Consider the following 11,633-nt stretch of genomic DNA (forward strand, 5'->3'; position numbering starts at 1 on the left):
GCCGACGCCGCTACCGCGGGCGCTGTACTCCCGCCGTAGTACCGCGACAGCCGTCGCACAGGGAACCGACGGTCCGCGGCCGGGCCCGCTCCTGCCCGTCGGACCGGCAGGAGCGGCGCGGCGCCGGTCAGTGGCCCGCGACGACGCCGGTCAGCTCGTTGGGTGCCTCGGGCAGGGTGACGGTCGCCTGTCGCTTGCCCGATGCGATGTCGAAGGCGTGTATCCGGCGTTTGCCGGGCTCGCTGATGTAGGCGGTGTGGCCGCGGACGAAGAGGACCGGCCGGGGCTGCTGCCAGTCCAGGGGTTCCCGCCATGCTCCGACGGCCGGGATACTCCTGGTCACCTCGGCCTTTCCGGGGTCGATGACATGGAGGGAGCCGTCCGTGCCGAGGACCAGCGCCTCGCCGTGCGGGCCGCGGGCCAGGGAGCGGAACGAGTAGCTGGTGCCGAGGTCGACGAGGCGCATCGTGCCGGTGCGGGTGTCGATGAGGGAGACGCGCTCGGGGCGTTCGAGTTCCGCCTCGGGGTCGGTCTTGTAGTCGCCGAGCAGGATCGGGGAGACGTCGCTGCCTGCCTGGGTGCCGATGCGTCCATGGCGGTCGGGGGACTTGACCTTCGTGAATGCGCCGTTCCGGTAGATCAGGGCGCCGTCCTCACAGCCGAGGGCGATGGCCTCGCCCTGAGCGGCGGCCTCGCCGTGGACACCGGGGCAGTTCTCGCTGCGGGCGGTCTCCTTGCCGTTCCGGTCGAGGACGACGGCCCCGGTGCGCTTCTCGTCGTCGCCGAGGGTGGTGAGGAGTTCGCCGTTCTTCAGCTCGACGGCCACTCCGTGGTGGGGCTTGTCGGTGGTGTGGGTGCGTCCCCCGGGCTTGGTGCCCGCGGCGAGGTCGTCCGGGTCGAAGACGTGGATGTCGCCGGTGCCGTCGGTGAAGAGCACGGTCTTGCCCGCATGCCGGACGACATGGCCGGGCTCGGCGCCCTTGAACTCGACGCCGGTGAGGGCTCCCGCGGAGGTGTCGAGGACCCGGAAGCCGGTGTCGGTGGAGACCATGACATGGGTGTCGTCCCCGGCGGGGTTGACCCGGTTGAAGCCGGGCAGGCCGACGGTCCCGGCCCGCTTCAGGGTCCGGCCGTCCAGGAGGTAGAGGCCGCCGTCGAAGGTGGCGACCAGCGGATCCTTCACCGCGGCACGGGCGCGGTCCGGTTTTCCGTCGCCCGTGGCCTCGGCCGTCGTCCCCTTCTCCGCGCCGCAGGCGGTGAGGGCCAGGGTGACCGCGAGGGCGAACGCGGCACCGGTGGTGGTGCGGCGGCGTACCGTTGTTCTCACTGTTGTATTCCTTTCTTCGCCACCGATGTGGCATGGGGCCGCGCCTGCCCGGCGCGGTCGTATGTCCCGTCCGGGGCCGTCAGCCCGCGGTGAGGCCCTCGGCCAGGGCCTCGGTGTTGGCGCGCATCATCGAGAGGTAGGTGTCCGCGCCGCCTCCCTTGCCGGTCAGCGACTCGGAGTAGAGCTCGACGACTCGTACGTCCCCTCCCATCTCCTCGCGCAGGACCTCGGCGAGGCGCCGGGGGCGTGAGGAGTCGGCGAAGACGGTCCGGACGCCCGCGTCCCGCATCGCCCGGGTCAGGGAGTGCAGGTCGGACGAGCTGGGCGAGGCGAGCGTGGTGCCGCTGGGAATGACGGCCCCGACGACCCGGAAACCGAAGCGGTCGGCGAGGTAGCCGAAGACGTGGTGGTTGGTCACCAGGGCCCGGCGGTCCCGGGGGATGCGGTCGAAGGACCGGGTCATCCAGGAGGTGAGATCGACGAGACGGTGTTCGTAGCGCCGGGCGTTGGCGCGTACGGCGTTCCCGTCGACGCCGTCGACGTGCTCGGTGATCCGGTCGGCGATGAGGCGGGCGGCCTTCCGTACCCGGTCGGGGTCGGTCCAGAAGTGCGGGTCGGGCTCTCCCTTCCCCCGGTGGCTTCCGCCGTCGGCGGGCCGGTAGGTGAGCGGGTCGGCGGCGGCACCGGCCTCGAAGACGGGGACCCCGGCCCGGCGGGCGTTGTCGACGTGCCGCAGGACGTTCTCCTCCAGTCCGAGTCCGTTGAAGACGACGAGGTCGGCCTGTTCGAGGGTGGCCGCCTCGGCGGCGGAGAGCCCGAAGGAGTGGGGGTCGGCGTTCGGTTTCATCAGAACGGTGACCTCGGCCTCGTCCCCGGCGATCTCGCGGGTGATGTCGCCGAGGATGTTGGTGGTGACCACGATCCGGGGCCGCCCGTCGTCGCCCGCGGCGCAGGCCGGGAGGAGCAGCAGCCCGGGGAGGAGGCCGAGCAGGAGCAGCAGGGTGCGGCGGTACGGGTGCCGGGTGTTCGCGGTGGTCATCGGCCGGTCTCCACCATCAGGTCCGGGCGGATGTCCAGGGTGAAGGAGCGGGCGATCCGCAGGGAGTCGTTGTAGTCGATCTCGGTGATCCGCCGGCCCGCCGGGTCGCTGATGTAGGCGCGGCTGTGGTCGACGGCGATGGCGGGTGCTCCGGCGGCACCGGCACGGAGGCCCGTACGGGAGGGCGCGGCGCCGAGGTCCGCCTCGGCGGTGCGCCGGCCGGTGCCGGTGTCGAAGCCGCGCAGGGTGCCGTCGGTGCCCAGGGCGAGCAGGGGGGCTCCGTCGCCCGCGGTTCCCGCGGCGAGCACAGGGCCCGTTTCCACCCGCTTCCAGGTGCGTCCGGTCGTGTCCAGGACCCAGACGGCGGTGTCTCCGGCGAGGGCCGTGAGGGTGTCGCTGCCCGGCCGGGAGCGGAAGTCGCGGGCCTGCTCGTTCGCGGGCACGTCCTGGGGGTAGGGGATGCGGACCGCCGAGAGCTTCTCGCCGTCCGGCCGGATCAGCAGGGCTCCGTCCGCGCAGCCGAGGACGACGCCCCGGCGGGTCACGGCGTCACCGCGCGGGTCGCGGCAGGGGGTTGTCAGGGCCGCCTTCTCCCGGCCCCGGCGGTCGAGCACCGATATCCCTTTCGCACCGGGGCCGGGTACGGCCAGGAGGTGCTCCCGGAAGGGGATCACGACGCTGTACCGTCCGGAGAGGCGCCGGGTCGCGCCCGTCTCCCCCTTCTCCAGGTCGCTCCGGCGGTGGAGGGTGGTCCCCCGCCCCGGCGTCGTCACGGCGGTCACGGCGTCGTCGCTTCCGGTCCGGGCGGTTCCCGGGGTGGGGATCCGGCCGGCGGTGCGGATGTCGGCGCGGTAGTAGTGGACGTGGTCGCCGTGGTCCACCGTCCAGGCGCCGGTGTCGAGTACCGAGATGCCGCCGGGGGTGTGGAAGTAGCCGAACCGGCCGTCGGTGGTCAGGGCGGTGGCGTCCTCGACCGGCGGGACGGTGTGTCTCTTCCCGGTGATCAGGTCGAGGACCCGGGTCCGGCCTGTGGTGGACTCGCTCACGACGAGACGTGACTGCTGTTCGGCCGATTCCTCGGCTCCTTCGACATGGCCGTGCGGTGCCGGGTCGGACGGTTCCGCGTTGTTCCCGGAGGCGCCGCCCGCCGTGCATCCGGCGGTGAGGAGGGTGGTGAGGGCGGAGATGAGGACGAGGGCGATCGGGGCCCGGCGGGGAGCCGGGCCCCTGGTGCGGATGGTCACGAGTCGTGGACTCCCATGTCTGCGGCGGGTCGGGGGGCGGGGACCGCGGGGCGATCCGGTCCGGCGGCGGGCCCGGCGGGTCGGTGCGCTCGGCGGGAGCGGAGCGCCGCGGCCGCACGGGAGAGGAAGAACTGGGCGACGGCGAGCGCCGCGACCGTGGCGCCCGCGGCGGTGTCGAGGTGCCAGGACAGGAGCAGTCCGAAGAACGTGGCACTCGCCCCCAGCAGGACCGCTCCGGCCATGACCGCGGGGACGCCGCGTGCCCAGGGGAGCATGGCGGCGGGTGGGGCGATGAGCAGACCGAGGACGAGCAGGGTTCCCACGATGTGGAACGAGGCGACGATTGCCAGGGTCAGCAGTCCCAGGAGTACGGCGTGGGCCGATCGTGGGCGCAGCCCCAGGGTGTGGGCCTTGCGTTCGTCGAAGGCGAGGGCGAGGAAGGCCCGGTGCCCCAGCGCGGTGACGGTCCCCGCCGCGCCCAGGGCGCAGGCCAGGACGAGGAGATCGTCCCGGCCCACGGCAAGGACGTCGCCGAAGAGAAAGCCGGTCAGGTCGACGGCGAAGGCCTGGGACCGGGAGACGATGATGACGCCCAGCGAGAGCATCCCCACATAGAGCAGGCCGATGCTCGTGTCCTGGGAGAGGTGCGGGGTCCGCCCGATGAGGGTCACCCCGGTCGCCATCACGGCGGCGCTCGCCGCGGCTCCCACCAGGGGGCTGCCGCCGAGCAGGGCCGCGACCGCAACGCCCGGGAGCAGTCCGTGGGACATCGCGTCGCCGAGGAAGGCCATCCCCCGGAGCACCACCCAGGTCCCCGCGAGCGCCGTGACGGCGGACACCAGCAGCCCTGCTACCAGGGCTCTTTGTACAAAGGTCACCTCAAAGGGACCGCTCAGCCACTCCATGCGGCCACACTATAATGAAAATGATTATCACTACAGATGGGATTCCCGCCGTGCCTCCACTCCCCCGACCTCCCCGGGTCCGCCTCACGGCGGTCGACGCCGGGTACGCCCGCCGACCGGTTCTGCGTGAAGTCACCCTGGACATACCGGCGTTGGCCGTCACCTCACTGACCGGGCCGAACGGCAGCGGCAAGTCGACACTCCTGGGTGTCCTCGCCGGAGTGATCCGCCCCACAGCGGGAACCGTGCACCACCACGGCGACCGCGCGCCCGCCTTCGTCCCGCAGCGCAGCACCGCAGGGGACGCGCTTCCGCTGACCGTCCGGCGAACCGTGGAGATGGGCCGCTGGTACGCCCGCGGCCCCTGGCGGCGACTGACGAGCGGCGACCACCGCACCGTCGACGAAGCGCTGGAACGCCTCGGCATCGCCCATCTCGCCGCACGCCGGCTCGGCGACCTCTCCGGCGGTCAGCGCCAGCGCGCCCTGATCGCCCAGGGACTGGCCCAGCGGTCGGACCTGCTCCTTCTGGACGAGCCCTGCACGGGACTCGACCCCGAGGCACGACAGGGAATCGAGGACCTGCTCGCCCGCGTCACCGCGGACGGCACCACCGTCGTGCAGGCCACGCACGACCTCACCGCGGCACGCGCCGGGCAGCACTGCCTGCTCCTGCGCGACGGACTGCTGGAAGCGGCGGGAGCCCCGTCCGACGTCCTGCCCCCGGCGCCCTCGGCCGTCCCCGCCCGCCACGAGGCCGGGTAGGGACGGCTGTTACGGCGCCCCGTGGCCCGCTCGCCGGACCGCCCACCGCAACCGGGTCCGGCTCACGGCCAGTCGTAGACGGTGACGGGTATCCGCCGGTCGGTGAGACGGGCCCGGACCAGTGGCTCCACGCGTTCCCAGCGTCCGCCGGCCAGACCGCAGCCGATACGGGGCATATGGACCGAGGCACCGAGCCCGGCCGCCCGGACCGCGACCTCCTCCAGTGCCGTGTCGATGGCCTCGTAGCGGACGGGCACCTCCGCGACGCCCCGCGTCCGGGCGGTCAGGATGCCGTGCTGGCCCACCATGTTGGCGACCCAGAGCTCCTCCTCCACCTGCACCAACTGCACGGCCCCCAGGCCGAACCCGCTGTGCGCACGGTCGCGGTACCAGCGCCGGAACGCACGCTCCGGCTCCCGCCAGCGCCGCGAAAGAGCGACCACGAAACCCGCGCCCCAGCCGCCCATGTCATTGCAGACATGCGCGATCACCCGGGGCCCCTCGCCGACCGGGGCCGTCGCGTCGCCCCGGACATACTCCACGCCGATCGTCATACGGCGACCGTACGCACCACCACTGACAGTGCGGCCGGGACGATGTGACGGGGCTTCGCAGACACCACTTCGCACCCCTCGTCCGGACCCTCCCCAGCCCGCCCGGGGGCGCGGCGCCGGGAAATTCCCGGGTGGCGGCCGTGGCGGCTGGGTAGGGTCGGTGGTCTTGGACGGTGACGGACAGGAGCGTACCGATGCAGTCTGACGAGCAGCCTTCCCGGTCGGGTTCGCGGGTCGATCCGTGGCGGGGGCGGTACGCGGCACGGGCGTCGGGGATGGTCGCCTCCGAGGTCCGGGCGCTGTTCGCGGTGGCGTCGCGGCCGGAGGTCGTGTCGCTGGCCGGGGGTATGCCGAATGTGTCCGCGCTGCCGATGGAAGCCATCGGCACGCTCATGGCCGAACTGGTCGCGGAGCGGGGGCCGGTGGCGCTCCAGTACGGCTCCGCGCAGGGCGATCCGGGGCTGCGGGAGACGATCTGCCGGGTGATGGCGGCCGAGGGCATCGACGACGCCCATCCCGACGACGTGATGGTCACGGTCGGCTCCCAGCAGGCACTGGACCTGGTGACCCGGGTCTTTGTCGACCCCAGCGACACCGTGGTCACCGAAGCCCCCACCTATGTCACGGCCCTCGGGGTGTTCGCCGCGTACCAGGCGAACGTCGTCCACGTCGCGATGGACGAGGCGGGCGTCGTGCCCGAGGCGCTGGCCGAGACCTTCGCCCGTCTGGCGCGCGAGGGCCGCCCGGCGAAGCTCTTCTACACCGTGCCGACGTTCCAGAACCCGGCCGGAACCACCCTCACCGCCGAACGCCGCCCCCGGGTGGTGGAGGTCTGCCGCCGGGCCGGGGTGCTGCTCCTGGAGGACAATCCGTACGGCCTCCTGCACCTCGACGGCGACGAGCCGATGCGGGCGCTGCGCGCCGACGCCCCGGACGACGTGATCTATCTGGGCTCCTTCTCCAAGACCCTCGCCCCCGGGCTCCGGGTGGGCTGGGCGCTCGCCCCGGCGGCCGTACGGGAGAAACTCGTCCTCGCGGCCGAGAGCGCCATGCTCTCCCACGCCGTCTTCAACCAGCTCGCCGTCGACCGCTATCTCCGGACGCAGCCATGGCCGGAGCAGATGCGGGACTTCCGGGCGATGTACCGGGAGCGGCGGGACACCATGCTCGACGCGCTGGAGAAGTACATGCCGCCGGGGGTTTCGTGGACCCGGCCCGCGGGCGGGTTCTTCGTCTGGGTCACCCTCCCGGAAGTACTGGACTCCAAGGCGATGCTTCCCCGGGCGGTGCAGTCGAGGGTGGCGTATGTCCCGGGCACCGGGTTCTACGCGGACGGCGGCGGGCGGCGGGCGATGCGGCTGTCGTACTGCTATCCGCCGCCGGAGCGGATCCGGGACGGGGTGCGGCTGCTGGCGGACGTCATCGGTGCCGAGCTGCGGCTGCGGGACCTCTTCGGCACCTCCGCCCCGGCCGACAGCACCGGCCCCCAGACCCCCGGCCCCGACCAGGCATGACCACCGCCGAGAAAGAACGAGGAACCATGACCGATCTGCGGGTGGTCGTCATCGCGGGGGGCCTCTCCCCCGAGCGCGAAGTGTCCCGGAAGTCCGGCACCCGGGTCGCCGACGCCCTGCGCAGGGCCGGGGTCGAGACCGAACTGCGCGATGTGGGCACCGATCTGCTGCCCGCGCTCGCCGATGCCCGGGACTCCGTGGTCTTCCCGGTGCTGCACGGGGTGGCCGCTGAGGACGGCACCATCAAGGAGGTGCTGGAGCTGGCCGGGGTGCCGTACGTCGGCGCCCGTCCCGGGGCGTGCCGGACCGCGTTCGACAAGGCGGTGGCGAAGGAGGCGTTCACCCGGGCCGGACTGTCCACCCCGGCGTCGGTGACGCTGCCGAAGGAGGCGTTCCACGATCTGGGGGCCGCCGTTTTGACTGCCCGGATCACCGAGCGGCTGGGGCTGCCGCTGTTCGTGAAACCGCGGGCGGGCGGGAGTGCCTTCGGCGTGAGCCGGGTGGACACGGCCGAGCGGCTGCCCGAGGCGCTGATGGCGTGCTTCGCGTACCACGACGAGGCGCTGATCGAAGGTCTGGTCACCGGCACGGAGATCGCCGTCGGTGTCGCCGACCTCGGCGACGGGCCCTTCGCCCTCCCGACGGTGGAGATCGTCGCCGAGGGGCTGTACGACTACGCCGCCCGCTACACGCCCGGCGCCGTCGAGTTCCACCGCCCCGCCCGGATCTCCCCGGCCGCCGCCGAAGAGGCCGCCCGGGTCGCCGTCGCCGCGCACCGGGCCCTCGGACTGCGGGATCTGTCCCGTACGGACGCCATCGTCACCGCCGACGGCGACGTCGTGCTGCTGGAGACGAACGTCGCCCCGGGGATGACTCTCACCAGCACCTACCCCATGGCCCTGGAAGCGGCCGGGCTCGGCTTCGGCGACTTCTGCCGCGACCTCGCGGCAGCCGCCGGACAACGCCGTCTCCCCTGAGCCCCTCCCGGGTGAGGAGGGGCATGCACCGGTGGAGACGATGCCCGGCCGGTGCCCCTTCCGGTGCGGGGCACACCTCGCTCCCGGAGCCGGACGGACGGCCCCGGGAGCGGACGGACCGGTGATGGGCTCCCGGCTACGGAGTGTCGCGTACCGTTCCGGTGTGGATCCCGCCTTCGACCGGGTTCCCGTCGGAGTCGTACCCGATTTCCCGGAGCAGCAGGGTCTCTTCCGTCTCGGCCACCGCGTCGGCGACCGTCGGGACCGTGACGACGCGGGTCAGCGTACCGGCGGGCAGCCACACGCCCAGAGGTGAAGCGCTGTCCCGTGCAGCCGACAGCGGACGCTCCGGAGCGGGGGACGCCTTGAAGTGGTTCTCCAGCCACGCCGGGTCCACATCCAGCGTGGAGAGTTCCGTACCGCCGGCCGGGGGCAGGATTCTGAAGGCGACTCCGTCCAGTTCCACGTCGGCGGCCTCCGAGAGGTTCACCCGCCAGCTCAGCGCCTGCCCCTCGGTGACCTGGTCCGCTTCCGGGGTGACGGTGATCCTCGGCATCGGGTCGTCGTTCCGGACGAGCACCCCGCCGCTGTGGGAGCCGACCACGACACCCCGGACGGCCTTCACGAAGGCCCGGTGGGAGATGTCGTAGGCGTAGCGGGTGTTGCCCGTGACCTCGACCGGGATGTCGATCGCCCGGCTGCCCGGCCCGACCGTCGCCGTACGGGAGGTGGTGGCACCCGTCCCGGGGTCCCGGACGAAGACCCGCACCTCGCCGCTGCCGTGACCGGAGACCCTGACCGGCACCCGGAGGATCCGGCTGCCCGAGTCGCCCTCCGCCACCGCGAGCTCCCCGAAGTCGACCCGCGGCATCCGCGCCGCGCCGGGATCGGGAGTACCGGGGCGCCAGCCCCAGGCGTCCATCAGCCAGGCCTGCCCGGAAGCGGTACGCGGTGTCAGTTCGAGGGATGCGATCCTGTGCGGATCCAGTCCGGCGCGGAACGCGGCCTTCAGCGGTACCCGGACCTCACGGGCCCACGCGGACGCGGTCCGGCCGGTGCCCGGAAGGCCGTCGATCCGGACCCGGCCGAGGATGGCCCCGCGGCCGTCGGCGTCGGTGAGCCGGACGTCCAGTTCCGTGCCGGTGCTGTTCGGCGGCACGAACACCCTCAGGGCGAGCGACTCGGAGCCCTTGACGGAGAACCTCTCCGCGGGAGTCACCTTGAACGGGGTACCCGCCCGGTTCCAGCTCATCGCGACCGCGTGGCGTCCGGGTTCCCGGGCGCCGGCCTCCCAGGAGGCGAAGTGCGGTGAGCGCATACCGCCGTCGGGCGGCAGACACGCCTCGGCCGGATCGGGGTCGACCTGCGCGCAGAGACGTCCGCCCGTCACCCGGGTCGACGGGGACGGCAGCACGGCGGGGGTCCGGTTGCCGCCCACCGCATGGGTCAGGATCCGGGCGGACCCGGCCGACGGCGCCCGGCGGTTCGAGCCGTCCAGCAGCGGACGGACCCGGTCGTCGCCCGCGACGAACAGCCGGGCCGCCGCGGCGATGTAGGTGGAGCCCGCGGTCTGCTGCTGCTGCGCCGACAGCCTGGTGGGGGTGCCGGGCGCACAGACCGCGTCCGGTGTTTCGTCGGAGTCCCAGTCGTCCCGGGCCGGGGCGGCGGCCTGGCCGGGCGTCCACTCGGTGTTGAAGAAGTTGTGGTTGGCTCCGATCATGTAGACCGAGCTCTGAAGGGCCCTGCCGCGGCTGACCCCGCGGGTGCCGTCGGCGTAGATCTGGCCCTGGAGGTCGTACACATCGCCGTCGCAGCCGGGCAGCAGTGTCACCGACGGGACATCGGGCGCCGGGTTCCGGCCGAAGACGGTGGGCCCGATGAGGACCGTGCCGCGGATCTTCCAGCGGACCGGGCCCCGGTATCCGTCGCGGTCGGCGGGCGCCGCGTAACGGCTGTCCAGAGCGGCGCGGTTGACGCCCTCGCCGCCCCTGGAGTGGCCGACGAGCAGGACCTCGTCCAGGTCGGCGCGTGGCAGCCGCCGGATGGCGGCGGGGGCGCCGGACGGGTCCGCGGACCAGGCGGCGAGCCGGGCGAGATGGTGCCGGACCAGGGACGAGCGGGCCTGTGCGCCGCCGTCCGCGGCCCGGTCGTCCTGGCCGTTGATCCCGTTCGCGGAGACCGAAACCGTGAGGTAGCCCTGGGAGGCGAGCAACCTCTGGTCGTGCAGATAGCCCCGGTGGCTGGGGACGGGCCGGAATCCGGCGGCGCAGGGCCAGACGCCGTCCTCGCCCTGTGCGTTGTAGCAGGTGTTGTGCTTGCCGTGCAGGAACAGCGCGACCGGGCGCTTGCCCGGCGCGTTCTCCGGGCCGACGACCGTGGCCGTCATCTCGACCTTGCCGGGGAAGTCCGGCAGCTTCACGGACGGCAGCGTGTAGTCACCGCCGACGGTCCGGTAGCGGCCCCGGACCCCGGGGTCGACCGGGTTGACCGGTACGGGGATCGTCACCCGCGGCGCGGGGGCGCCGTCGCGGCCCCGGCGCGCGGCGGCCGCCGCATCCTTCCCCGCCCGGTCCAGCCTGCGTCCCGCGGCAAGCACCTTGAGCTCGTCGCCCGGTCCCACCTCCGCCGCGCCGAGCGGCAGCCGGAAGGTCCGCCGGCCCTCGTCGGGCAGGGGTACGCCGAGCATCCGGTCGCCGGCGTGGAACTCGATACGGGCGTTCCCCATCGGGACGCTGCCGGGCGCGGTCCACAGGAGCTGCCGTCCGGGCCCTGTGCCGGATATTCGCCAGCCTTCGGCGAGCCGGCCCCCGGGTGACTGGGACACCGGTGGCTGGAACACCGGTGACCGGGACGCCGTTAAGGAACCGGGTGCCGCGAATGTCTGCCCCGGGGCGGCATACGCCAGTTCCGGCGCGCCCACCGCCAGCAGGAGAACCGCCACGGCGGCGGCTCTCCTACGCATAGGACTCATCAAGGTGGTACTCCTCGCTGTTCGACTGCGGGACACCCGGGCGCCGCCCGGATCCGACTCGACTGGAGGACGGTGCCCTCAGGTCCTTGGTTGCCTCTCCAACGGACGGCCTCCGGGCGGAGGGAGCGGGACACCGCAGGTCCGCCGGCGGCGGGAGTCCGGGGAGCCACGGCCGGAGTCCAAGGAGTCACGGCGGGGACCCGGGAAGTCACGGCGGGGGCGCAACGGCGCTCTCCCGACCGGCTGCCGCGGGCCCGGTGCGGTGGTTCCGTACCGGTGAACGACTCCACGCAGACGAAACGTGTAAGTGATGTATCCCACAGCGAAACGATCGTGTG

Annotated in this window: 9 protein-coding genes; 3 read left to right on the forward strand and 6 right to left on the reverse strand. The window is 73.1% G+C overall.

What is annotated here, in order from left to right; translation table 11 throughout:
- Positions 1–127 precede the first annotated feature (127 nt).
- The 4 genes from aztD to aztB form a co-directional block, all read right to left on the reverse strand.
- A complete protein-coding gene (aztD, locus tag ACWDR0_RS00845) occupies positions 128–1,327 on the reverse strand; it encodes a zinc metallochaperone AztD (protein WP_456349416.1) in 1,200 nt (399 codons plus the stop codon).
- 79 nt (positions 1,328–1,406) lie between these two features.
- Positions 1,407–2,366, reverse strand: a complete 960-nt coding sequence (gene aztC, locus ACWDR0_RS00850) for a zinc ABC transporter substrate-binding protein AztC (protein ID WP_456349417.1) — start codon at positions 2,364–2,366, stop codon at positions 1,407–1,409.
- Positions 2,363–3,610 (reverse strand): hypothetical protein, encoded by a 1,248-nt coding sequence (locus ACWDR0_RS00855; protein WP_456349418.1) that lies wholly within the window; start codon positions 3,608–3,610, stop codon positions 2,363–2,365. Before ACWDR0_RS00855 ends, aztC begins: the two co-directional genes overlap by 4 nt.
- On the reverse strand, positions 3,607–4,515 hold the full coding sequence (aztB, locus tag ACWDR0_RS00860) for a zinc ABC transporter permease AztB (protein WP_456349419.1): 909 nt from the start codon (positions 4,513–4,515) through the stop codon (positions 3,607–3,609). Before aztB ends, ACWDR0_RS00855 begins: the two co-directional genes overlap by 4 nt.
- Before the next feature lie 14 nt (positions 4,516–4,529).
- On the opposite strand from aztB, the gene aztA reads away from it, so the two are divergent.
- On the forward strand, positions 4,530–5,279 hold the full coding sequence (gene aztA, locus ACWDR0_RS00865; RefSeq protein WP_456349420.1) for a zinc ABC transporter ATP-binding protein AztA: 750 nt from the start codon (positions 4,530–4,532) through the stop codon (positions 5,277–5,279).
- Positions 5,280–5,341: 62 nt separating this feature from the next.
- On the opposite strand, the gene ACWDR0_RS00870 is transcribed toward aztA, so the two are convergent.
- Positions 5,342–5,833: a macro domain-containing protein gene (locus ACWDR0_RS00870; protein WP_456349421.1), complete on the reverse strand. Its 492-nt coding sequence runs from the start codon at positions 5,831–5,833 to the stop codon at positions 5,342–5,344.
- 194 nt (positions 5,834–6,027) lie between these two features.
- Between ACWDR0_RS00870 and ACWDR0_RS00875 the strand changes: the two genes are divergently transcribed.
- Positions 6,028–7,347, forward strand: a complete 1,320-nt coding sequence (locus ACWDR0_RS00875; protein WP_456349422.1) for an aminotransferase-like domain-containing protein — start codon at positions 6,028–6,030, stop codon at positions 7,345–7,347.
- A 26-nt stretch (positions 7,348–7,373) separates the two neighbouring features.
- Positions 7,374–8,324 carry a D-alanine--D-alanine ligase family protein gene (locus tag ACWDR0_RS00880; protein ID WP_456349423.1) on the forward strand — a complete coding sequence of 317 codons (951 nt, stop codon included), beginning with the start codon at positions 7,374–7,376 and terminating at the stop codon, positions 8,322–8,324.
- A gap of 136 nt (positions 8,325–8,460) precedes the next feature.
- Here ACWDR0_RS00880 and ACWDR0_RS00885 read toward each other — a convergent pair whose 3' ends face one another.
- Entirely contained in the window at positions 8,461–11,286 is a 2,826-nt protein-coding gene (locus tag ACWDR0_RS00885; RefSeq protein ID WP_456349479.1) for a hypothetical protein, read from the reverse strand.
- Positions 11,287–11,633: the final 347 nt, after the last annotated feature.

It is taken from the genome of Streptomyces sp. NPDC003691 (assembly GCF_053981115.1).

Coding starts and splice junctions, on each gene's coding strand:
- ACWDR0_RS00885 (WP_456349479.1), bottom strand. CDS start 11,286: ATGCGTAGGAGAGCCGCCGCCGTGGCGGTTCTCCTGCTGGCGGTGGGC.
- ACWDR0_RS00870 (WP_456349421.1), bottom strand. CDS start 5,833: ATGACGATCGGCGTGGAGTATGTCCGGGGCGACGCGACGGCCCCGGTC.
- aztC (WP_456349417.1), bottom strand. CDS start 2,366: ATGACCACCGCGAACACCCGGCACCCGTACCGCCGCACCCTGCTGCTC.
- ACWDR0_RS00875 (WP_456349422.1), top strand. CDS start 6,028: ATGCAGTCTGACGAGCAGCCTTCCCGGTCGGGTTCGCGGGTCGATCCG.
- ACWDR0_RS00880 (WP_456349423.1), top strand. CDS start 7,374: ATGACCGATCTGCGGGTGGTCGTCATCGCGGGGGGCCTCTCCCCCGAG.
- aztB (WP_456349419.1), bottom strand. CDS start 4,515: ATGGAGTGGCTGAGCGGTCCCTTTGAGGTGACCTTTGTACAAAGAGCC.
- aztA (WP_456349420.1), top strand. CDS start 4,530: ATGAAAATGATTATCACTACAGATGGGATTCCCGCCGTGCCTCCACTC.